This window comes from Streptomyces sp. NPDC002176, from assembly GCF_044903645.1.
GTDB lineage: Bacteria > Actinomycetota > Actinomycetes > Streptomycetales > Streptomycetaceae > Streptomyces.
The window spans coordinates 1,604,002-1,626,854 of record NZ_JBJDQW010000001.1 but is presented as its reverse complement, the minus strand read 5'-3'; the positions used below and the strand labels follow the sequence as shown (position 1 = coordinate 1,626,854).

Sequence of the window (22,853 nt, the reverse complement as noted above, 5' to 3'; positions counted from 1 at the left end):
GCCCCATCCCTGAGGGAGGCATCATGGCGGCGCGCAAGTGGAGGCACATACCCAAGGCGGTCGGCGCGGCCTACCTGGCCGTGGCACTCGTCGGAACAGGCGGCGTCATGGCCGTCGGCGCGACAGCCGACACGGCGAAGACACCGACGACATCGGCGGCCGCACCCCATGTGGTCTGCAAGCTCGTCGTGCGGAAGGGCAAGCTCATCGCGGTGGACGCGAAGACCGGCATCCGGGTGGACCCGAGGCTCTGCAACCGCGGCGGCGGAGGCACCGGAGCCACCACGACCGGCGCGACCACAGGCGGTGGCGGCAGCACAGGCGCCACCACCACGGGCGCCACCACCACGACGACCGGTGCGAGCACCACCGGCGCCACCACCACGGGCGCGACCACCACAGGCGGCTCGACCGGAGCCACGACCACCGGCGCGACGACCGGCGGCGGCGGAGGCACGGGCGCCACGACGACCGGCGCGACGATCGGCGGCGGCGGAGGCACGGGCGCCACGACGACCGGCGCGACGACCGGCGGTGGCGGTGGAGGTACCGGCGCCACGACCACGGGCGCGACGACCGGCGGTGGCGGCGGTGGAGGTACCGGAGCCACGACGACCGGTGCGACCACGGGCGGCGGCGGTGGCGGCACTGGAGCCACGACCACTGGTGCGACGACCGGCGGTGGCGGCGGCGGTACCGGCGCCACGACGACCGGAGCCACGACCGGTGGCGGCGGTGGCGGCACGGGCGCCACGACCACCGGTGCGACGACCGGCGGCTGAGCGCGAGAAGACGGACCGGACTGCCGGAGACCGAAGTCCGCACGGGTCTCCGGCAGTCACGGCTGCGCGCCACGGGGTCGGCTCGATGACGTACGGCTCGATGACGTACGGCTCGTGATCAGGCCGTGGCGGTGCTCGGGGCGCCCGTCTCGACGTGACCGGCGAAGCGCCGGACGAAGGCGGGATCGCTGCCCGAGGTGACCGTGACGTCGTACCAGCGGTTCCCGGCGGCCACGCCCCAGCCCTTGACGACGCGGGACGCGCCGGGCCCCACGGTGTACGTGTAGTGCTGGGACGGGGCGTAGGCGTCGGTGGCGGTGAAGGTGACGGCCGCGCTGCCCGCGTTGGTGAAGGTGAGGGTGACCTGCCCGGCGGAGTTGTCGTGGCGGGCGGTGACCTCGGGGCCGACGGCGGTGTTGGTGCCCGCCTGGCGGCGGAGGAAGCCGTTCGGGCCGTACACGGAGAAGTCGTGGCGGGTGCCGGGCAGGGCCCAGCTGTCGGTGAGGCTCTTCCCGGCCTCCACGGTGTAGGGCCAGGGGCCGTCGGTGCGGGTGGCCGAGGTGACATGGAAGGCGGCCCCGGCGGTGCCGAGCGCGGCGAAGGTGAACTGCATGCGTCCGCCGACCGCCTTGGTGTCCACGGCCAGGTCGTACGGCAGGGCCCGCGCGCTCCGGGTGCCGCGCTCCTGCTTGGGCAGGGCACCGGCGGCCGGGGGCGTGGGCACGTAGTCGCCGGGGTTGGAGTGGTTCGGTGGCCGGTAGCCGCTGGTGTCGGGCAGGCCGGGCGTGGCGGAGTTGCCGCGGGAGAAGTCGAAGGCCGAGGTGAGGTCCCCGCACACCGCGCGCCGCCAGGGCGAGACATGGGGGTTGCGCACCCCGAACCGCTTCTCGATGAACTGCACGATGGAGGTGTGGTCGAAGGTCTGCGAACACACCCAACCCCCGGTGCTCCAGGGCGAGATGACGAGCATCGGCACGCGCGGACCTAGCCCGTACGGTCCGGCCGCGTACCCGGACGAGCCGCCGTACAGCTCCTTCGTCACATCGGCGGTGGACAGGCCGCGCGCGGCGGAGGCGGGCGGGAAAGGCGGTACGACGTGGTCGAAGAAGCCGTCGTTCTCGTCGTAGGTCAGCAGCAGGGCGGTGCGGCTCCAGACGTCCGGGTTGGAGGTGAGCGCGTCCAGGACCTGCGAGATGTACCAGGCACCGTAATTCGCGGGCCAGTTGGGATGCTCGCTGAAGGCTTCGGGGGCGGCGATCCAGGAGACCTGGGGGAGGGTCCCCGCTGCCACGTCGGCGCGCAGACGGTCGAAGTAACCGTCGCCGCTCGCCGCCTTGGTGCCGGTGCGGGCCCGGTCGTAGAGGGGGTCGCCAGGCTTGGCGTTCCGGTACTGGTTGAAGAACAGCAGGGAGTTGTCACCGTAGTTGCCGATGAACGCGTCACTCGTCCAGCCCCAGCCGCCCGCCGCGTCCAGCCCGGTGCCGGTGTCCTGGTACACCTTCCAGGAGACGCCCGCCTGCTGGAGGATCTCCGGGAACGTGGTCCAGGAATACCCGGCCTCCTCATTCCCGAGCACCGGCCCGCCGCCCTTGCCGTCGTTCCCGGAATAGCCGGTGTACATGTAGTAACGGTTCGGGTCGGTGGAACTCAGCATCGAGCAGTGGTACGCGTCGCACACGGTGAACGCGTCCGCGAGCGCGTAATGGTACGGAATGTCCGCGCGCGTCAGATAAGCCATCGTCGTCGTGGACTTGGCGGGAATCCACTTGTCGTAGAGGCCGCCGTTGAACGCCGCGTGCGTCCCCGCCCAACTGTGATCGAGATCCTGGATGAACTGCATCCCGAGCCGGTCGGCATCCGGCCGGAACGGCAACGTCTCGCGCCCCGCCCCGTCGACCTGGTGAAACACACTCTTCCCCGACGGCAGCCCGACCGACCGCGCGTCCCCGAACCCCCGCACCCCCCTCAGCGTGCCGAAGTAGTGGTCGAACGACCGGTTCTCCTGCATCAGCACGACGACATGCTCCACGTCGGCGAGCGTGCCGGTGCCTTTGGCGGGGGCGATGGACGCGGCCCGCGCGATTCCGGCGGACAGATTAGCGGCGGCCGCGCTTCCGGCGGCGATCTGCAGAAACCTGCGACGACTGACATCGGGCACGGAGTATTCTCCTTTAATTCACACACCGTTCTCGGGCGGAGTGTTTTCACGAATTGCCACGAGAGCTGAACAGTGCAACGCAGCCCGTATTGAATTGTCAATGGGCAAGCCGAAATAGGCGTCTCTTTCAGGTCTCCAGTGACTTCAGTCCCGGCGGATCAGTTCCGGGTCGATGCGGCGGCCCACCAGCGGCAGGGACCCTGTCGCGGCCAGAGCAACCACGCCCGCCGTAGTGAGTACGAGCAGCGGGACGCCCGCCAGGTCCCAGCGGATCGTCCCCCCGCCGGTGATCAGGTAGCTGGACTCGGCGAGTTTGCCCGCGACCAGGGCGACGATCAGCCCGAGGCTCAGCGGCAGCACGACCTGTGCGCACTGCACGGCTCTCATCGTCCGCGCCCGTGCCCCGATCAGGGTGACGGCGGTGACCTGTGCACGGCGTTCGACGGCCCGGTCGGTGACGGACACGAGGAACGCCGCCGCCCCGATGACCAGCCCCATGACCATGCCCAGCGCCAACAGCGTCTCCACCACGGATATCTGCTCGAGCCCCTGGATGTTCAGCCCGACCAGCTCGACCTCGGCGATCGGCAGGACGACGGCGATCCCGTTGAGGACGCCGCGCACCTCGCCGGGGTCCGAGCTGCCGGCGAGGAGCAGTTCCGCATCGCGCGGGCTGGCTCCGGCGGGTACCGCGGCCGGTGGGACGAGGAGCACGGCGCTGCCTGCCGCGGAGCCCGAGTATCCGCTGTAGACGATGCGGTCGGCCGGGAGCGTGACGTTCAGGCTCCTGTTCGCGCCCGCGTCGGTACGAAAGCGGAAGCTGAAGGGCGTGCCGGGCTTCAGATCGGACCCCACGCTGGAGTTGGGGTCGACCAGCCGCATGACCTTGCCGTCCACGCAGCCCTCCGCACGCCGGGTCATCCGCTCGAACTGGGCGCAAGTGGCCACCAGGGCGGACGCCGAGGACGCGAGGGACGCCTGGTCCGCGTCGAGGTCGACCCAGGAGTTCATCATCACCGCGTGCGCACGGACACCGGAAACCTCGGCGACATCCCGCTGCTGCCGCGCGCTGAGCCCCGACAGAGGCAGGGAGTAGCTCTGCACGGGACCGGACGGGCTGGTGACCTGTTCGAGCTGGATGAGGACACCCTGGGCGAGCGAGGCGACGTAGACGAGGAGCACCAGACCGGTGACGACCCGCATCGTGCTGCCAGGCTCCGCCTCGTTGCGACGCATCGCCAGGTTGAGCGTGAGCGACTGGGTGGACCTCGCCACCCGGCCGGCCAAGACGTAGGAGAGCAGGGGCAGCGTCAGCACGATGCCGACGCCGGTCAGTACGACTCCGGCGACCACGAGAAGCGCGTTCAGCCCGACGCTCGACGCGGGGTGGCCCATGAGGCCCGTCGCGCAGAAGCCGCACACGATGCCCAGTCCGGCGACCAGCGGAAGAACGCCCCACCTGGACGGTGGTCGCGGCGCCGTCGTACGTCGTACCGACAGCGGATTGACGGTCGCGTCCCGCGCGCTCCTGCGGCCGATGAACCAGGCGAGGGCCGGGCAGCCGATCAGGCAGACGGCGACGGTGGTCGCGGAGAGGGAGCCGTCGGCCGGGTACCACCGCAGGCCCGGCAGTCCCGCGCGGGACATGACCTGGTTGAGCAGCCAGTACTCGCCGAGCCCGAGTACCGCGCCGAGCAGCGCCGCGACGACGATCTCGGCGGCGTTCACCCGCTGAGTGCCCTTGGCACTCAGGCCCAGTAGGCGCAGTGCGGCGAGGCGGCGCATCCGGCTTGCGGCGGAGAGCCGGGCGCAGACGGAGAGGAAGATCCCGAGGGGCAGCAGGACCAGCGTCGCCAGGGCGAACCGCACGTCGGTGAGCGTGGACGGCTCGATGGCCGGAGAGGGGGCGTAGCTGTAGCCGAACCCCTTCAGGGTCCGCCCCTTGTCGGCGATCCGGGCGCGGTCGGTCCCGATGTACGCGTACAGCTCGTCGGGGTGGGCGAGCCCGGCCGGGCCGATCACACCCGCCTCGCGGCCCGGCAGCAGCGCCTTGACGGCGGGCGCCTCGCGCAGCAGGTCGTGCAGGCGAGGAGAGACGAAAACCGCTCCCTGAGGCGGGAGTTCATCCAGTCCGGGCGGAGCGGACTGCGTACCCCCCACGCCCTTGGCGATGAGCAACCTGGTGAACGACGCGGCACCGTAGGTGTCGTTGCGCTGGAGGACGAGCGTGCCGTCGGCCGGCCCCTTGGCCGAGGTGACGGGCTGCCGAGCCGCGGCGCGGCCGTCGTGGGCGTCGAGGATCGCCGGGACGGTGAGGACCAGGGCGAGGCAGCACACGCCGATGGAGCCGCCGACCGCCATCAGGAGGAAGCGAATACGGTTGCCGCGCCCGGCCCCGAACAGCAGGCGCAGACCGAGCCGGAACTCGTTCACTCCCCACCTCGCGGACTCAGCACGCCGTCGGTCATCGTGTAGTGCGTGTTGGCCTGCGCGGCGATGCCGAGGTCATGGGTGACCAGGATGACGGCCGTATTCTGCGACCGCGCCAGATCGAGGAACTCTTTTAGCACGGCGGAGGCGTTGGCGCTGTCCAGCGACCCGGTCGGCTCGTCCGCGAAGACGATGGCCGGCCGGTGCACCAGCGAACGTGCCACCGCGACCCGCTGACTCTGTCCACCGGACACTTGCCCCGGCCGCCGCTCTCGCAGTTCCCCGAGCCCGAGCCGCACGAGCACCTCGTTGGCCGCTGCTAGCGCCGGCCCCTTGCGTCGGCCGGCCAGGCGCAGAGGCAGGGCGGTGTTCTCCTCGATGGTCAGCTCCGGCAACAACTCGCCGTACTGGAAAACGAACCCGAACCGCTCCCGGCGCAACGTACTGATCTCGTCGTCGGAAAGCCCCCCGAGTACCCGCCCGTCGAACCGCACCTGTCCCCGCGTGGCGCCCAGCACCCCGGCCAGACAGTAGAGCAACGAGGACTTCCCCGAACCACTCTGCCCCGTGATCGCCACTACCTCCCCGGACGCCACGGACAGATGAACATCACGAACGGCTGGCTGGTCACCGTAGGAGAGGTCAACTCCCGTGGCAACAAGTAGATCTGTCATGCGTTGACTTCCCCCAGGAAGCTTGCACGCGGGCCCAGGGGCCCCTGGGCCCGCACTCTTGCCGGTGTGTCCGACTACCGCTGGTAGTGCTTGGTCGCCGAGCAGTTGTCAGGGTTCAGCGAGCCCTTGTCCCGACAGACGCGTATGTAGGCGTCGTCGGTGTACTGCGCGGCACCGTCCCAGTTGAGTTGGTCGAACGAGACTGAGCTCTTCTGCTTGCCGTTGTAGCGGCTCCAGTCGTAGCCCTCCACACGCACCTGCATGTAGACGTTGTGCCCGTCACCGCTGTCGGTGTCGTTGAGCTTGCCCTTCCACTCGAAGGCACCGTGGTTCTGCCCCGACGGCCAGAACGTGTACTGGCCCCCCGTGAAGGACGCGCCCCCCGTGGTGAGCGTCGGGATGGTGTGCCACGAGGCTGCCATCGCCGTTCCAGCGCTTAGGGCGAAGATCCCGCCGGCGAGCACGCCGACTGCCAGTTTGCGCATTTTCTCTCCCGTTTTTTGTTTGCTCCTAGAGGCTTGAGGCAAGCCGACCGTCTGGTTTTTGATTGATAAACCATCAATGTCCATACTCTGACCCGGAGCAGCAGAATCTCTCCGGTGGGAGGGATTCTTGAGAAGGTGTTCCCTAGTGGCGGGCGTTGCTCAGGTGTCCCACAACTCCCATCGACGTGTCTGAGCGGGACTTCTCCCACCTCCGTCCCTGCGCGGTTGGCATCCAGTGGCAGGGGGATGGCTAGTGCCGCATCAGGCAACGTTCGCCCTGTTGACCACGGCACGTAGGCGTTCGTCGTTGGCGTGTCGGTTTCGCCAGATGATGTAGCGGCGGATCATGCTGCCCTGGGCCTTGTGGGTGGGATGGTCGGTGCCGTCGAGAGTGAAGTAGCGCAGGGCGGTGAACTGGGCTTCGATGCGGTTCAGCCATGAGGAGTTGGTCGGGGCTTAGGCGATTTCGACGTTGTTGGCCTCGGCCCAGTCGGCCACCCGGCGGCACCGCTTGGTGGTCAGGTGCGGGGAGTAGTTGCCGCAGACAATCACAAGGCGGACGGTCGGAGGGTAGAGGGTGCGCAGGTAGCGGCAGAACTCCAGGAACTTCGACCGGTTCTTGGTTTTCTTGATGTGACCGTAGAGCTTGTTTTTGCCCAGGTCGTAGGCGGCGAACAGGTGCCGGACCCCGTGCGGGCGGGTGTAGGTCGCCCGGCGCCGGGGCCTGGGCTCGCGGGCGGGGTCCTTGTGTTTGCCGCCGCGCTCGGCCCATTGCCGGCCGGGGTGCGGCTGGAGGTTCAGCGGGCCGAACTCGTCCAGGCAGAACGTCACTTCCGGCTCGCCGTCCTCGGGTATGACTTCGCCGTCGGTGATCGCGTAGAGGTGCTCGACACGTGCCTTCTTGGCCGCGTAGTCCGGGTTTCGGGAGGTCTTCCAGGTCTTTATGCGTTGAAAGGAGACGCCTTCCTCGCGGAGCAGGCTGCGCAGGCCCTCGTGGCGGTAGAGGGAGTCGAAGCCGTCGGTGTTGAAGTTGTGGATCACGTCCCGGACCCGGTCGGTGCTGGTGAAGGTCACCTCGGCGATCTTCGCCACCGCCATGCCCTGCGCCGACAGCAGCACCATCTGGGCCCGTCTCCAGGTCACCACCGACCCCGTACCGCGGCGGACGATCCGCAGCAGTCATCTGCCCTCGGCATCGTCGATCTCGCGTGCACAGACTCGTTCTGCCACCCGCAAAGCCTGACGACCGCGCCCCGCCCAGAACAGGACCCGGGCGGCGCGTCGCATGACAACAGTTCGACACCGGACGGCGTTTGCACGGTGCAGAAGTCAGTGCACAGCCGGTTGGTGAGCCATCGCTCAGCTTGCCGCTGGACGACGGCCGACGAGTCCGAGCAGCCGCTCCAGGGCAGGAGAGCCTGCGGAGATCTCGACCGCCGGGGCGAACGCTGCCCTTGGCCGGTCGTCGGACGGTGCTCCGGTCGGGATCAGCGCCGCGACCTTGAGTGAGTAGCGGACGAGATCGGCGTCCGGATCGTAGGCAACACCGATGGTCTGAGCGACGTCCCAACCGTGGACTACACAGTCGAGCACGTGCATACCGAGCGCGACCCGGCCGCGAAAGAGCCCGAATTCCCTGATCTGGAGCGAATGGTCCAGGACATCCTCGGTGAACGCCTTGGTCATGGCGTCGGCCGAGTCGAGGTACGCCTGGTAAAAATCCCCGCCCAGGTTGCCCTGGTCCCAGGCCCTGATGTCACCGGTGACGCCTGCTGCGGCGGCTGCGAAGCCGAGGTTCTCGCTCACTTGGTGGCGGAGGAGGCCGTGCAGTGTCCAGTCGGCACACGGCGTTGCAAGACGAAGCTGGTCCGGGCCAATCTGCGCGATCACCGCTCCCAAGGTGGCGAGGGCACGGTGGTCCAGTTCTCTGATATCCACGGCCGCGACGTTAGTCATGCTCCCGCTTTTGGGCCACACATTTCTGAGGCGCCTCAGCCGGTCCCGATGCCTGTCGGGGGCGAACGTTGCCTGATGCGGCACTAGGTCGTTGGTCAGCTCGACCCATCGCTCCTTCGGATCCTCGTCCCTCCACCCTTGGGGAGGGCGTATACCAGGAACGTGCCCCTCGTGCACGACTTGCCGTTGCCCAAGCCGCGACCGCGACAGGCCCAGGGCTATCGAATTGAACTCCTCCACCGCCACCCGCATCGGGGCGTGCCGACGATCCAGTCCAGGACACCCACGCGTCCGCGGCAACCTTCTTGCGGGTCACGTGCGACCCCAGGCACAGCGATCAACGGAAACCCGGTCCGACTCCACCAGCATGTCGCCCGTCAGTGGGTACCCGATGCGTTCGGCCTCGATCGACAGGTAGACCGGGTGGCGCAGTTGGATGGGCTGCGGGCGCAGCGCGAGGTTGTTCCTTACGGGCGGCCCGTGCATGATGCGCACAGGTCACAGGTCCTGGGCACTGCTATCCGCCACTTGGACGAGTTCCTTTGCGATCCAGGGGGGCAGACGACCGTTTCAGCCCCTGCGGAATTGGATTACAGAGGGGCGAGGCCACCTCGTGGAGCAGCGTGACGCGCATCACGCAAACACTCGGAGGGGTCAGGCGCCTGAAGTTGGCGTTAGAGGCGCTCTGGTGTCTCTGCCCCTCGGGCAGAGGTCTCGACCGTGAAGGACAACCGCAGTGAGCAAACCCAAGCGCTGGCGAAAGCCCGACCAGGATTCCCACACCCTGGGCAAGCCCTCGCCCTCGCTGTCCCCGCTGGCGCGAGAGCAGTGGGAGGAAGTCAGGCGCAACGAGAAGTCCCTTCGCCGGTACACCCGCGCGTGGGCGACGGCCGCACACGAGACCGAGGTTCTCGTGAAGGCCACGGAGAGCCTACACACGAAGCTGGAGAACAGCGGTCCCGTCGAAGGCAGTGTGCTCGCTTACATGAAGACGATCTGCAAGCGCGAGGCGGGTCAGCACCGTAAGAAGATCGCGGAGCAGCAGCAGCGCGCGCTCCTCGTCGGGGACAACACCTACCTCTTGGACACCGAGGACTCGGCCAACGCCGAGGACGCCGTGGTGCTGAAGGAGATCCGGGAGTCGCTGAACGAGAAGCTGCCGCTCCTAAGGAAGGTGCTCAGTGACCAGCAGTACACGGTCTTCCTGCTCGCCGAGGCCGAAGGCATGAACTCCACAGAGATCAGCGGGGCGTTGAACGGCAAGGTGTCGCCCCTGGCGGAGTAACCGTTCCCCCGGGTGCACGGGACGTTCCGCCAGCCAGCGTTCCGTGCGCACCGAGGGTGGGCTGCTCCACCCACCGCTCGTGGAGGAGAGAACGAGAAATGGAAATGACGAATCGCCGCCCCAGGGCGAGCTTCACCCTGTGGGTCGGGTCGTACTTGGCCCTCGCCTGGGCCATGGTCGTGCACCTGGTCGACCGGGTCCTGCTGTTCTTCACGCCGACGCCGCAGGAGCGACCGGCGCGTCACTCGGTCATGACCTTGGCCGTCCTTATCGCGTTGTTCCCCTCGCGAGGAACGCGGGAGGTGGCGCACAGGAACAACTAAGCCCCGCTGAATCGGGCCGGGGTTCCTCCTAACACGGGAGTGCCCCGGCCTACTGATGTATGTGCCAGCACGCAGGGTGCGGGACCGGGCTTGCAGTGAGCCCGAGCAGAGGGGTCGCTCGGGTACCGGGCGCCCTCGACTAAGGGGCCAGTGTCAGTGCACATCACGTTCGACTTCGGCACCGTCGTATGGACGGTCATGGCGATTCTCACCGGATTCGGCGTCTACCAGTGGTCCGAGCCGACCGCACCCACCTCGCCGACGGCTCCGCCCGTGGGTATGACCAAGGGCGAGCGGCTGGTCCTTGCGCTCACCGCGGCAGTGGCGGTCATCACGATCGGCAGCTATCTCTCGGGCGGTGTCGCGAAGGTCGAGATTGACAAGCCCATGCCGTCGGCCATCGTGACCACCACCTCGAAGTCGCCCAACTAGTGTTGGCGGCTGAAGAGGCACCGGCCGACCGCGCGTACGGCAGGCGGGGCTGACCAGTTCGGCTCCCCGAAGGTCGCACCCCCAGCCTCGTGACACTTCGCCCGGCGAAGGCGGTCCGGCCCACAGGGGCGAGGCCGCCTTCGACCGTTACTCAAGAGGGCCGCCGCCGGGAAAAAGATGAGCTGGGCCGCCGTCGAAGCGTATGCACAGTTGTGCATCAGCGTGTGGCCACCGCGTATGGCGTGAGACTTGCCAGAAGGGTGACGGCGTCGACTAGGACGGCGTAGCGGTGGCGGCGGTAGACGGGGATGATGAGTTTCCTTCGGCGGAGGCGCCCCGCAATGTTCGGGCATTGTGAAAACGCCGGGCGCGGTTCTGTTCCAGACCTGTGGGGTTCAGCGCCCCCGGCCGACTCACCGTGGAGAGTTGTCGAAGTGGCCGCCGCCTTGTGGCGGCCGCACGGTGCCCAGTTGGTGCCGTGCGAGGGTGGAATTTGACCCGCGAATGAGCGAGCAGTACACGTCCGCACTCTCACTCTTCGTATAGGTCCTCCCAGCGAATGTTTTCCGAGTCGGCCATCTGATCGGCGATCTTTCTGCGGATGGCCACCATGTCCGCAGGCGACCAGCACGAGCCGCTCCCGAAGTGCAGCACTCGGTCGTGGGGCTGGGCTGGGCCTGAATGGCGGCCCAACTCGCGTAGCCCGACCGGCTGCGAGCCGCGTTGATGTCGCCGTGAGTGCGTTCTGCGACCCAACCAAGGAGGACGATCTCGCCGCCAGGCCACGCGCAGGCGCAGGGGCCGCCGAAGTGGCAGGCGCGTGTCTTGCCCAGCTCGACGGCCTTTCCCTGCGGGGGGGTGGTCCCGTGATCTCGAGCCATGTCCCGATCTCGGGCAGACAGAAGTCCGGCAGGTGATGCGCCCCCGATGACAGGGTGATTTGCTCGGGCTCGTACTGCTAGCGGATGCCTTGGGTGTCGAGAGTGCTGGCCCAGCCGGCTTCGAGCCGAGAGCGGAAGGATGGCATGTCGAGGAGTCGTGCCCCTTGTCTCCAAAGGGCACGACACCGCGCCGGTCAGATGTCCCGGAAGATCTCGATCTGCGCCCCGATCGAGTTCAGCCGCTCGGCCAGATCCTCGTACCCCCGGTTGATGACGTACACGTTGCGCAGGACCGACGTGCCCTCGGCGGCCATCATCGCCAGCAGGACGACGACCGCGGGGCGGAGCGCGGGCGGGCACATCATCTCGGCGGCGCGCCAGCGCGTGGGGCCCTCGACCAATACGCGGTGGGGGTCGAGGAGTTGGAGGCGGCCGCCGAGGCGGTTGAGGTCGGTGAGGTAGATGGCGCGGTTGTCGTAGACCCAGTCGTGGATGAGGGTCTGGCCCTGGGCGACGGCCGCGATGGCCGCGAAGAAGGGGACGTTGTCGATGTTGAGGCCGGGGAACGGCATCGGGTGGATCTTGTCGATCGGCGCCTCCAGCTTGGAGGGGCGGACCGTGAGGTCGACCAGGCGGGTGCGGCCGTTGTCGGCGAAGTACTCGCGGCTGCGGTCGTGGTCGAGGCCCATCTCCTCCAGGACCGCCAGCTCGATCTCCAGGAACTCGATCGGCACCCGGCGCACCGTCAGCTCCGACTCCGTCACCACGGCGGCCGCGACCAGGCTCATCGCCTCGACCGGGTCCTCGGAGGGGGAGTAGTCGACATCGATGTCGATGTTCGGGACGCCGTGCACGGTGAGGGTGGTGGTGCCGATGCCCTCGACCCGTACGCCCAGCGCCTCCAGGAAGAAGCAGAGGTCCTGGACCATGTAGTTGGAGGAGGCGTTGCGGATGACGGTCACGCCGTCGTGGCGGGCCGCCGCCAGCAGCGCGTTCTCCGTCACGGTGTCGCCGCGCTCGGTCAGCACGATCGGGCGGTCCGGGCGGACCGTGCGGTCCACCACGGCGTGGTACTGGCCCTCGGTCGCCGCGACGTCCAGGCCGAACCGGCGCAGCGCGATCATGTGCGGCTCGATGGTGCGGGTGCCGAGGTCGCAGCCGCCCGCGTACGGCAGCATGAAGCGGTCCATGCGGTGCAGCAGCGGGCCGAGGAACATGATGATCGAGCGGGTGCGGACGGCCGCCTCCGCGTCGATCGCGTCCATCTCCAGCTCGGTCGGGGGGACCAGCTCCAGGTCGACGCCGTCGTTGATCCAGCGGGTGCGCACGCCGATGGAGTTCAGGACCTCCAGCAGGCGGTACACCTCCTCGATCCGGGCCACCCGGCGCAGCACGGTGCGGCCCTTGTTCAGCAGGGACGCGCACAGCAGCGCCACACACGCGTTCTTGCTCGTCTTGACGTCGATGGCGCCCGACAGGCGGCGGCCGCCGACGACCCGCAGGTGCATCGGACCCGCGTAGCCCAGCGACACGATCTCGCTGTCCAGGGCTTCGCCGATCCGGGCGATCATCTCAAGGCTGATGTTCTGGTTGCCGCGCTCGATGCGGTTGACCGCGCTCTGGCTGGTGCCGAGTGCGTCCGCGAGCTGCGCCTGAGTCCAGCCACGGTGCTGCCGGGCGTCACGGATGAGCTTGCCGATGCGTACGAGGTAGTCGTCTGACATGAGGTTGAGGCTATCTCAGATATGAGATCGCGCCTCCTGGGGGGTCCGTTCGGGTGACGTGGGGTCAGCGGCCGCCGGGGGCGGTCAGCGCTTCTTGGTCGTCGTCTTGCGCCAGCCGAACGGGCCCGGCAGGTCCATCGAGGTCGTACGGCGTCCGGTGCTGCTGTGGGTGTGGCGGGGACCGTGCTTGCCGCCGCCGGTCGTGATGGACCAGGAGTGGCGGTTGATGTTCAGCCGCACGCCGGGAAGGATGCGGAAGCTCTTGCGGAACGTCAGGCCCATGACTGTCTCCTCCGATTGTCGGCGCCTCTGAGGGGCGCTCAACTCGGATACCCCCATATGGCTTACTGATGGCCGCCGGTCACCCCTCTCGCCTGCGCTCTTTCCGGCGCAGCGCCCGCCGCTGCTTCCCGGGGAGGGTTTGCGCCAGTTCGCCCACTTCGCACAGCGCGTGGCCCTCGCCGACCCGGCACCACCACGCCACCCGCTCGTCCGCTACGACGTCCGCGTGCACCCCGGTGCGGTGCTCCGGGCAGACCGGCCACACCTGCCACAGCACCGCCTGGACCGTCTCCTGGGCCGCGTCGGCGATGTCGGCGGCGACGGGTTCTGTCACGAAGTTGTGCCAGCGGCCGTCGGGCAGCGCCACGTGGTACGCGTCCGGGATGTCCTCGTCGTCCGACGGCGTGCACGTCAGCCGCATCGGCCCGGCCTCCGGCAGGGTCGCCGCCAGGTCGCGGTTGACCTCGTCGAGCGCGGCCGCCAGGTCCGGGCGGGCGGCGAGGTCGACGGGGCGCGGGTCCGGTACGGAGTCCCGGCGGTACGAGAAGTGGCTCATCCGGTGATCGTCCCAGCCGCCCGCCCCTGTGCGCCTCCCCATTCCGGGCGTGACGGACCGCTCACACCCACCATCCGGGCATGACCATCCAGCCCCCATGTACTAGAGTTATCTCGACATCGAGATATCTGCCGAAGGCGCACCGCGGCAGCCACCCCGGTAAGGGTTACCTAACTTAGCCTTACCTTAGCGGATCGGTCGACCGGCGTGGCGGCAGGATGCGGTGGAACGCGCACATCAAAGAAGGAGACTGTCGTGTCGGCGAACAGCTTCGACGCCCGCAGCACGCTGCAGGTGGGCGACGAGTCGTACGAGATCTTCCGGCTGGACAAGGTCGAGGGCTCGGCCCGCCTGCCGTACAGCCTGAAGGTCCTGCTGGAGAACCTGCTCCGCACGGAGGACGGCGCGAACATCACCGCCGACCACATCCGCGCCCTCGGCGGCTGGGACTCGCAGGCCCAGCCCAGCCAGGAGATCCAGTTCACCCCGGCCCGCGTGATCATGCAGGACTTCACCGGCGTCCCCTGTGTCGTGGACCTCGCCACGATGCGTGAGGCCGTGAAGGAGCTGGGCGGCGACCCGGCCAAGGTCAACCCGCTCTCCCCGGCCGAGCTGGTCATCGACCACTCCGTCATCGCCGACAAGTTCGGCACCAACGACGCCTTCGCGCAGAACGTCGAGCTGGAATACGGCCGCAACAAGGAGCGCTACCAGTTCCTGCGCTGGGGCCAGACCGCGTTCGACGACTTCAAGGTCGTCCCGCCGGGCACCGGCATCGTCCACCAGGTCAACATCGAGCACCTGGCCCGCACCGTCATGGTCCGGAACGGCCAGGCGTACCCCGACACCCTGGTCGGCACCGACTCCCACACCACCATGGTCAACGGCCTCGGTGTGCTGGGCTGGGGCGTCGGCGGCATCGAGGCCGAGGCCGCGATGCTCGGCCAGCCGGTCTCCATGCTGATCCCGCGCGTCGTCGGCTTCAAGCTCACCGGTGAGCTGAAGCCCGGCACCACCGCCACCGACCTGGTGCTCACCATCACCGAGATGCTGCGCCAGCACGGTGTGGTCGGCAAGTTCGTCGAGTTCTACGGCGAGGGCGTCGCCGCCACCTCGCTGGCCAACCGCGCCACCATCGGCAACATGTCGCCGGAGTTCGGCTCCACCGCCGCGATCTTCCCGATCGACGACGAGACCCTGAAGTACCTGCGCCTGACCGGCCGCGACGAGCAGCAGGTCGCGCTGGTCGAGTCGTACGCCAAGGAGCAGGGCCTCTGGCTCGACCCGGCCGCCGAGCCCGACTTCTCCGAGAAGCTGGAGCTCGACCTCTCCACCGTCGTCCCGTCGATCGCCGGCCCGAAGCGCCCGCAGGACCGCATCGTCCTCGCGAACGCCGCCGAGCAGTTCAAGACGGACGTCCTCAACTACGTCGACGTCGTGGACGAGGCGGGCAAGGAGTCCTTCCCGGCCTCCGACTCCCCGGCCATCGCCCCCAACGGCACCCCGTCGAACCCGGTCACCGTGACCGCCCCCGACGGCACGACCTACGAGCTGGACCACGGTGCGGTGACGGTCGCGGCCATCACCTCCTGCACCAACACGTCCAACCCGTACGTCATGGTCGCCGCCGCGCTCGTCGCGAAGAAGGCCGTGGAGAAGGGCCTGACCCGCAAGCCGTGGGTCAAGACCACCCTCGCCCCGGGCTCGAAGGTCGTCACCGACTACTTCGACAAGGCGGGCCTGACCCCCTACCTGGACAAGGTCGGCTTCAACCTCGTCGGCTACGGCTGCACCACCTGCATCGGCAACTCCGGCCCGCTGCCGGACGAGGTCTCCCAGGCGGTCAACGAGCACGACCTCGCGGTCACCTCGGTCCTCTCGGGCAACCGCAACTTCGAGGGCCGTATCAACCCCGACGTCAAGATGAACTACCTGGCCTCCCCGCCGCTGGTCGTCGCGTACGCCCTCGCGGGTTCCATGAAGGTGGACATCACCAAGGACGCGCTCGGCACCGACCAGGACGGCAAGCCGGTCTTCCTGGCCGACGTCTGGCCGACCGAGGCTGAGGTCAACGACGTCGTGGCGAACGCCATCGGCGAGGACATGTTCAACAAGTCCTACCAGGACGTCTTCGCGGGCGACGCCCAGTGGCAGGCGCTGCCGATCCCGACCGGCAACACCTTCGAGTGGGACGCGGAGTCCACCTACGTCCGCAAGCCCCCCTACTTCGAGGGCATGGGCATGGAGCCCGCCCCGGTCACCGACATCTCCGGTGCCCGCGTGCTGGCCAAGCTGGGCGACTCGGTCACCACCGACCACATCTCCCCGGCCGGTGCCATCAAGGCCGACACCCCGGCGGGCAAGTACCTCACCGAGCACGGTGTGGAGCGTCGTGACTTCAACTCCTACGGCTCCCGCCGTGGCAACCACGAGGTCATGATCCGCGGCACCTTCGCCAACATCCGCCTGCGCAACCAGATCGCGCCGGGCACCGAGGGCGGCTACACCCGCGACTTCACCGTCGAGGGCGCGCCGGTCTCCTTCATCTACGACGCCTCGCGCAACTACATCGACCAGGGCATCCCGCTGGTCGTGCTGGCGGGCAAGGAGTACGGCTCCGGCTCGTCCCGCGACTGGGCCGCCAAGGGCACCGCGCTGCTCGGCGTCAAGGCCGTCATCGCCGAGTCCTACGAGCGCATCCACCGCTCGAACCTCATCGGCATGGGCGTCCTCCCGCTCCAGTTCCCGGAGGGCGCCACCGCGTCCTCCCTCGGCCTGACCGGCGAGGAGACCTTCTCCTTCACCGGCGTCGAGGAGCTGAACAACGGCACCACCCCGCGCACGGTCAAGGTCACCACCGACACCGGCGTGGAGTTCGACGCGGTCGTCCGCATCGACACCCCCGGCGAGGCCGACTACTACCGCAACGGCGGCATCATGCAGTACGTGCTGCGCAACCTGATCCGCAAGTAAGCGGACCGGAAACGCAGTCGAGGGCCGCACTCCCGGTGACGGGGGTGCGGCCCTTCGCCGTGCTCGGGGAAGTGAGCGCGGGTGCTCCGGGCGGGGCCGGGGGGACGGGGTGCCCGCCCGGAGCGGACAGAGGTCGTGCGCGGTGCTGAGCGGCTTGGCCTGCGGTGGGGCGCGACAACGTTGTCTAGTGGGTCCGTTGCTGACTCTACCGCTCCAACGGACAACGATGTCAAGGTACTTGGGCCATTGAGGTGGCCCTCTTCCGTGCGGCCGTGGGCACGCGTTACTGTCCCTGCGGCTTGTGCGACCAGTGGTGCGCGACCCGTCCGCAAGGAGGAAGGGCCGCGTGATGCGTTTCCGTCCCATGTCCCTGCTGCTGGCCGCCGCGCTCGCGGTCGGCGGCGCCACCCCCGCCCTCGCGGCGGGCACCGCACCACCCGGCCTGGTCGACGACCCGACCCCGTACGTCGATCCGCTGATCGGCAGCAGCAACGGCGGCGACACCTACCCCGGCGCCGTGGTGCCCTTCGGGATGCTCTCCTGGAGCCCGGAGACCACCAGAGGCGACGCCACCCGCACCACCGCGCCCGGCGGCTACCACTACGACGCCACCCGCGTGCGGGGCTTCAGCCTCACCCACATGTCCGGCACCGGCTGCGCGGGCGGCAGCGGGGACATCCCCTTCTTCCCGTACGCCGGTGACGTCGCCTCCTCCCCGGCGAGCGACACCAAGGACGCCGTCTACGCCTCGGACTTCAAGCACACTGACGAGACCGCCGAGCCCGGCCACTACAAGGTCGGCCTCGCCTCCGGGGTCGCCGCCGACCTGACCGCGACCGCCCGCACCGGCTCGGCCCGCTTCTCCTACCCGGCCGACAAGCCCGCCTCGCTGCTGGTGCGCACCGCCAACTCCGAGGTGGGGTCGGAGGATTCGAAGGTCAGCATCGACCCCGAGAGCCGCACCGTCTCGGGCTCCGTCACCTCCGGCAACTTCTGCGGCTACCTCGACCCCGAAGGCCAACGCTCCTACTACACCCTGTACTTCACCGCCCACTTCGACCGTGCTTTCAAGGCCACCGGCACCTGGCAGGACGACAAGCTGAACCCCGGCTCCACCACCGCCTCCGGCAACACCGGCGGCTTCTCGCACGGCGGCCGCCCCGTCGCGGGCAAGGGCGCCGGAGGATATGTGGAGTTCGCGCCCGGCGAGGGCCCGGTGAACGTCAAGGTCGGCATCTCCTACGTCAGTCAGGACGCCGCCGAGGCCAACCTCCGCGCGGAGAACGGCCCGCGCCGCTCCTTCGACGCCGTACGGGACGCCGCCCGCGCCGCCTGGCGGGAGCGGCTCGGCGCGATCCGGGTCGGCGGCGGCACCGACGACGAGCGCACCACCTTCTACACCGCGCTCTACCACGCCCTGTTCCACCCCAACGTGATCAGCGACGCCGACGGCCGCTACCGGGGCAGCGACGGCGAGGTGCACCGGGTGGGCCGCGGCCACCGCGCCCAGTACGGCACCTTCTCCGGCTGGGACGTCTACCGCGACCAGGTCCAGCTGCTCACCCTGCTCGACCCGCGCACCGGCTCCGACATCGCCCAGTCGCTCTACGAGCTGAGCAAGCAGAATGGCGGGGTCTGGGACCGCTGGCTGCACAACGCGGGCGGCACGCACGTCATGAACGGCGACCCGTCGCCCAGCGCGCTCGCCGGTATCCACGCCTTCGGCGGCACCGGGTTCGACCTCAAGGGCGCCCTGAACTCCCTGGTCAAGGCGGCCACCGTGCCCACCGAGCAGGACCTCTCCGCGGCCGGGAAGCCGGTGCTGTCCGTCGGCCAGCGCCCCTCGCTCGACAAGTACCTCAAGCTGCACTACATGCCCAGCGTCTCCAACGCCTGGGGCGGCGCCGCCGAGACCCTGGAGATGTCCACCGCCGACTTCTCCCTCTCCCAACTCGCCCAGGCGGCAGGGGAGAAGGCGATCCAGAAGCAGTTCGGCGAGCGCGCCCAGTGGTGGCAGAGCAACTTCAACATCGCGGCCGACGCGACCGGCGGTTACATCGCCAACCGCAAGGCGGACGGCAGTTGGGTCACCGGCTTCACCCCGGACACCGGCAACGGGTTCGTGGAGGGCAGCGCCGCCCAGTACACCTGGATGGTCCAGCACGACCCGGCCGGGCTGTTCGCCGCGCTGGGCGGCACCGACAAGGCGCTGGCCCGGCTGGACTCCTTCTTCCACACCGCCGACGGCAAGTGGGCCTTCACCGGCCAGGGCGGCGCCAAGTCCGAGATGGACAACGAACCCTCGATCAACGTGCCGTACCTGTACACGTACGCGGGCGCCCCGTACAAGACGCAGGACACCGTGCGCGCGGCGATGCGGCAGCTCTGGTCCACGGGGCCGGGCGGCATCCCCGGCAACGACGACCTGGGCGCGATGTCGGCCTGGTACGTCTTCTCCGCCATGGGCATGTACCCGCAGGTGCCCTCGCGCTCCGAACTGGTCCTGGCCTCACCGCTGTTCGAGCGGGTGGAGATCAAGCGCCCGCAGGGCAACGACATCTCGATCCGGGCCGAGGGCGCGGCCGCCGACGCGCCGTACGTCCAGTCCCTGAAGGTCAACGGCCGTGCCAGTGACCGCGCTTGGCTGCCCGCCTCCTTCGTGCGGGACGGCGGCCGACTCGACTACCGGCTGCGCAGCACCCCGAACCGCGCCTGGGGCGCCCAGAGCCCGCCGCCCTCCTTCCGGCAGGGCGAGCAGCCGTACCAGATCGGCGTCGGCCCGACCACCGCGACCCTCGCCCCCGGCGACAGCACCGCGATCGACGTACGGGCGTTGTCACTGAACGGCGGCACCGGTCCCGAGGTCCGCTTCAAGGTCGAGACGCCCACCGGAGTCACGGCCAGCCCCGCCGAGGGCACGGTCACCGGCGGCGCCCAGCGGATCACCCTCACCGCGGCCGAGGACGCCACCCAGGGCTTCTACACGGCCAAGGTCACGGTGACCTCGGGCGACACCTCCTACGAGCAGCCCGTCTCCCTCACCGTCGCCGCCCCCGGCACCCTGCTGGCCGCCTACGACAACACCGGTGTCTCCGACGACACCGGCGACCACGACGAGGCGGACTACGACGGCGGCGGCTGGAGCTACTCCCAGCAGGCCCTCGGCGCGGCCGGGCTCACTCCGGGCAAGCGGGTCACCACCGGCGACCTCGCCTTCACCTGGCCCGACTCGCCCGCAGGCCGCCCGGACAACGCCTCCGCCCACGGGCAGACCATCGAACTGAAAGACGCCACAACGGCGTTGGCCTTCGTCGGCAGCGCCGTCAACGGCAACCAGTCGGCCAAGGCGACCGTGACGTACACCGGCGGCAGCACCTCCGCCGTCGACCTCGCCTTCACCGACTGGACCGTCGGCGGCGGGGGCGGCACCGTCCAGTACGGCAACGAGGTCGTCGCCAAGGCCGCGTACCGCAATGTCGCGGGCGCCGACCAGGACCCGGTCGCCACCTACGTGTTCGCCACCAAGCCGGTCAACGCGCCGGACGGGAAGGAGATCAGGAGCGTGAAGCTGCCGGACGACGGCGACCTGCACGTGTTCGCGCTCGCCGTCAAGTGATCCGGGGCGGTTCCGCCTTCTCGGTGCGATGCGACGCGGCCCGGCGGCAGTAGCATCGGCCTTCGCACCCAAATCGACACCGACAAGGCGGAACCGCCCGATGGCCGACGAGGCTTACCTCTTCCTGCTCCCCGACCGTCACCCGAGCCTCGGCGCGGCCATGGCCGCCGTCGCCCCGTTGGAATGCGACCAGACCCCGGCCGTGCGGGGCTGGATCTCCGCCCACGATGTCGCCCCGTCCTCCGAGCAGTTGCGGATTCTGCCCGCCGGGTCGGAGATCCTCATCCCCGAGGAGGCCGAGCGGCTGCCGATCCCGCTGACCGCCGAGGAGGAGGTCCGGGTCCAGCAGGAGTGCGCGCCCCAGTCGGTCACCGACATGGAGCGGGAGCTGCTGGACTTCCGGGACGCCACCCAGGGCTGGGAGACCCTGGTGCACCGGGCGCTGACCGCCGGGGTCCCGGCCCCGCGCATCGCCCGGCTGACCGGGCTCGACCCGCAGGAGATCGGGCGGCTGACCGGCGTGTGACGCGGGTCAGCGGGGGCGGCCTCCGGCTGGGGGCTAGCGGGGGGCGGTGTCCGGCTCGGGGCTCGGGCCGGACAGCTCGGGCTCCAGCCCCTCCGCGACATGCGTGGGCCGCTGGCCGGTGTCGGACCGCCACGCCTCGAAGGCCCGGCTGGTGAGGACGACGACGGCCAGCCCGAGCAGCCATCCGCCGAGCACGTCGCTGAACCAGTGCACGCCGAGCGCGACCCGGGTGAAGCCGACCCCGAGCACCGACAGCACCGCCACCACCCAGCACACGACACGGGCGCGACGCGGCACCAGGGGCAGCAGGACCAGCAGGAACACCGCGAACGAGGTGGTGGCGGTCATCGCGTGCCCGGACGGGAACGAGTAGCCCGGCGCGTGCGCCACCGGGTCCTCCAGCACGGGCCGCGCCCGCTCGACCAGCGTCTTGACCCCGAGCCCGAGCAGCCCTCCGGTCACCGCGGTCGCCGCCGCCCACGCGGCCAGCCGCCGGGCACCGCGCCACAGCAGCCAGCCGGTCAGCAGCGCCACGCCCACGCGCAGGGTGAGCGGGTCCCAGACGTAGTTGGAGAGCACGCGCAGGGTGCTCGTCCAGGCCGGATGGTCCACGGCGACCTGGTGCAAGCCGTTGGCCGCGTCGTGGTCGAGGTCGCGCAGCGGCCGCCACTTGCCCTCCACCAGGACCAGCAGCAGCGCGAACGGAACGGCGGCGGCCGTGGCGACACCGGCGGCGGCCAGCAGCCGGATGCCGAACCGCCGGTCGGCCATGCGGCGGCGGGCGGGGGAGCGCAGGGTCAGGGTTTTCGTGGGCATCAGACCCCCGGATCGGGTTGGATCGGTTCGGGCCGCCGCCCGCGCGCCGCCTCCAGCTGGGCCGCGAAGGACAGCCCCAGGAACAGGGCGAGCGAGGTCAGGTAGGCCCACAGCAGCAGGGACATGAAGGCGCTGAGCGGGCCGTAGACGGTGTCGAAGGAGCCGCTCAGGTTCAGATACAGGGTGAGCACCCAGGTCAGGGTCATCCAGAGCACCAGGTACACGGCCGCACCGAAGGCCAGCCAGGTATAGCCCGGCTGTTTGCGGCGCGGTGAGCGCCGGAATATGGCGCTGGCGGAGATCAGGGCGAGCAGCAGCCCGAAGGGCCAGCGCACGATGTTCCACGTCATCTGGGCGGTCGAGCCCAGCCCGTAGACCGATCCCGCGGCCGCGGCCAGGTCGTCGCCCGCGACCATCACGACGAAACCCAGGCCGAGCGGGAACCCGGCGCACAGCGCCATGACCAGACCGCGCGAGTACTTGAGGTGGAAGGGCCGGTCGCGTTCGTTGCCGTAGATGCGGTTGGCGCCGCGCTCTATCTGGCACATCGCCGTGGTGACGTTCACGATCGAGAAGATCGCGCCGAACCAGAGGGCGACCTGGGAGCCGTCGCCCGCCTTCCGGCGGCTGCGGTCGAGCGCGTCGTCGACGACCTCCGCGCTGGGGCCCTCGGCGATGCGGTGGATGGTCAGCTCGGCCATCCTGCCGATGTCCTCGGTGTGCAGGCTGGTGGAGAGGCCGACGAAGGCGATGGCCAGCGGGATCACCGACAGCACCGTCTGGAGGGCGAGCGCGCGGGAGTGGCTGAACCCGTCGGCGTACCGGAAGCGGAGGAACGCGTCGCGCAGCAGGGACAAGTTGCCATATCGGCGCAGGGTCAACCACGCCTCGTCGGCGGAGAGTTCGTCCCCACTCATGTCCCGCGTCTCCGGGACCTTGGCGGCGCTGCCCATG

At 69.4% G+C, this 22,853-nt stretch carries 18 protein-coding genes and 1 pseudogene; 7 read left to right on the top strand and 12 right to left on the bottom strand.

The genetic code is table 11. The features are described from left to right. The first annotated feature begins 23 nt into the window (after positions 1–23). Entirely contained in the window at positions 24–782 is a 759-nt protein-coding gene (locus ACI2LY_RS07255) for a hypothetical protein (RefSeq protein ID WP_404706279.1), read from the top strand. Between the two features lie 118 nt (positions 783–900). On the opposite strand, the gene ACI2LY_RS07250 is transcribed toward ACI2LY_RS07255, so the two are convergent. The 7 genes and pseudogenes from ACI2LY_RS07250 to ACI2LY_RS07220 all read right to left on the bottom strand — a co-directional run bounded on the left by ACI2LY_RS07250 (position 901) and on the right by ACI2LY_RS07220 (position 8,980). After that, on the bottom strand, positions 901–2,940 hold the full coding sequence (locus ACI2LY_RS07250) for a phosphocholine-specific phospholipase C (RefSeq protein ID WP_404706278.1): 2,040 nt from the start codon (positions 2,938–2,940) through the stop codon (positions 901–903). A gap of 144 nt (positions 2,941–3,084) precedes the next feature. Further along, positions 3,085–5,373, bottom strand: coding sequence for an ABC transporter permease (locus ACI2LY_RS07245; protein WP_404706277.1), 2,289 nt, complete (start codon positions 5,371–5,373; stop codon positions 3,085–3,087). After that, positions 5,370–6,044 (bottom strand): ABC transporter ATP-binding protein, encoded by a 675-nt coding sequence (locus ACI2LY_RS07240; RefSeq protein ID WP_404706276.1) that lies wholly within the window; start codon positions 6,042–6,044, stop codon positions 5,370–5,372. The genes ACI2LY_RS07245 and ACI2LY_RS07240 overlap by 4 nt, the downstream gene beginning before the upstream one ends. A gap of 74 nt (positions 6,045–6,118) precedes the next feature. Continuing rightward, positions 6,119–6,466 (bottom strand): hypothetical protein, encoded by a 348-nt coding sequence (locus ACI2LY_RS07235; protein ID WP_404706275.1) that lies wholly within the window; start codon positions 6,464–6,466, stop codon positions 6,119–6,121. Between the two features lie 324 nt (positions 6,467–6,790). Beyond that, positions 6,791–7,708, bottom strand: a pseudogene (locus ACI2LY_RS07230) (transposase). A 180-nt stretch (positions 7,709–7,888) separates the two neighbouring features. Beyond that, a complete protein-coding gene (locus tag ACI2LY_RS07225; RefSeq protein ID WP_404706274.1) occupies positions 7,889–8,485 on the bottom strand; it encodes a TIGR03086 family metal-binding protein in 597 nt (198 codons plus the stop codon). A 312-nt stretch (positions 8,486–8,797) separates the two neighbouring features. After that, positions 8,798–8,980, bottom strand: coding sequence for a hypothetical protein (locus ACI2LY_RS07220; RefSeq protein WP_404706273.1), 183 nt, complete (start codon positions 8,978–8,980; stop codon positions 8,798–8,800). Positions 8,981–9,221: 241 nt separating this feature from the next. On the opposite strand from ACI2LY_RS07220, the gene ACI2LY_RS07215 reads away from it, so the two are divergent. From ACI2LY_RS07215 to ACI2LY_RS07205, 3 genes are all read left to right on the top strand, one after another. After that, positions 9,222–9,770: an RNA polymerase sigma factor gene (locus ACI2LY_RS07215; protein ID WP_404706272.1), complete on the top strand. Its 549-nt coding sequence runs from the start codon at positions 9,222–9,224 to the stop codon at positions 9,768–9,770. A 98-nt stretch (positions 9,771–9,868) separates the two neighbouring features. Next, positions 9,869–10,093, top strand: a complete 225-nt coding sequence (locus ACI2LY_RS07210; protein WP_404706271.1) for a hypothetical protein — start codon at positions 9,869–9,871, stop codon at positions 10,091–10,093. A gap of 156 nt (positions 10,094–10,249) precedes the next feature. After that, on the top strand, positions 10,250–10,525 hold the full coding sequence (locus ACI2LY_RS07205) for a hypothetical protein (RefSeq protein WP_404706270.1): 276 nt from the start codon (positions 10,250–10,252) through the stop codon (positions 10,523–10,525). A 1,075-nt stretch (positions 10,526–11,600) separates the two neighbouring features. Here ACI2LY_RS07205 and ACI2LY_RS07200 read toward each other — a convergent pair. The 3 genes from ACI2LY_RS07200 to ACI2LY_RS07190 form a co-directional block, all read right to left on the bottom strand. Beyond that, on the bottom strand, positions 11,601–13,130 hold the full coding sequence (locus ACI2LY_RS07200) for a helix-turn-helix domain-containing protein (RefSeq protein ID WP_404706269.1): 1,530 nt from the start codon (positions 13,128–13,130) through the stop codon (positions 11,601–11,603). Positions 13,131–13,214: 84 nt separating this feature from the next. Further along, positions 13,215–13,412, bottom strand: coding sequence for a DUF4236 domain-containing protein (locus ACI2LY_RS07195; protein WP_031181605.1), 198 nt, complete (start codon positions 13,410–13,412; stop codon positions 13,215–13,217). 79 nt (positions 13,413–13,491) lie between these two features. Further along, the gene (locus tag ACI2LY_RS07190) at positions 13,492–13,968 is read right to left on the bottom strand and encodes a hypothetical protein (protein WP_404706268.1); all 477 of its coding nucleotides are present in this window, start codon (positions 13,966–13,968) and stop codon (positions 13,492–13,494) included. A gap of 255 nt (positions 13,969–14,223) precedes the next feature. Here ACI2LY_RS07190 and acnA point away from each other — a divergent pair, with 255 nt between their 5' ends. The 3 genes from acnA (at position 14,224) to ACI2LY_RS07175 (ending at position 21,083) form a co-directional block, all read left to right on the top strand. Then, positions 14,224–16,941, top strand: a complete 2,718-nt coding sequence (gene acnA, locus ACI2LY_RS07185; protein ID WP_404706267.1) for an aconitate hydratase AcnA — start codon at positions 14,224–14,226, stop codon at positions 16,939–16,941. Between the two features lie 349 nt (positions 16,942–17,290). Next, positions 17,291–20,557: a GH92 family glycosyl hydrolase gene (locus ACI2LY_RS07180; protein WP_404706266.1), complete on the top strand. Its 3,267-nt coding sequence runs from the start codon at positions 17,291–17,293 to the stop codon at positions 20,555–20,557. Positions 20,558–20,657: 100 nt separating this feature from the next. Continuing rightward, complete coding sequence (locus tag ACI2LY_RS07175) at positions 20,658–21,083, top strand: DUF6003 family protein (RefSeq protein ID WP_161188648.1); 426 nt, start codon at positions 20,658–20,660, stop codon at positions 21,081–21,083. 33 nt (positions 21,084–21,116) lie between these two features. On the opposite strand, the gene ACI2LY_RS07170 is transcribed toward ACI2LY_RS07175, so the two are convergent. Both ACI2LY_RS07170 and ACI2LY_RS07165 read right to left on the bottom strand, forming a co-directional pair. After that, positions 21,117–21,899: a phosphatase PAP2 family protein gene (locus tag ACI2LY_RS07170; RefSeq protein WP_404706265.1), complete on the bottom strand. Its 783-nt coding sequence runs from the start codon at positions 21,897–21,899 to the stop codon at positions 21,117–21,119. Continuing rightward, complete coding sequence (locus tag ACI2LY_RS07165; RefSeq protein WP_404706264.1) at positions 21,899–22,852, bottom strand: YihY/virulence factor BrkB family protein; 954 nt, start codon at positions 22,850–22,852, stop codon at positions 21,899–21,901. Before ACI2LY_RS07165 ends, ACI2LY_RS07170 begins: the two co-directional genes overlap by 1 nt. Position 22,853: the final 1 nt, after the last annotated feature.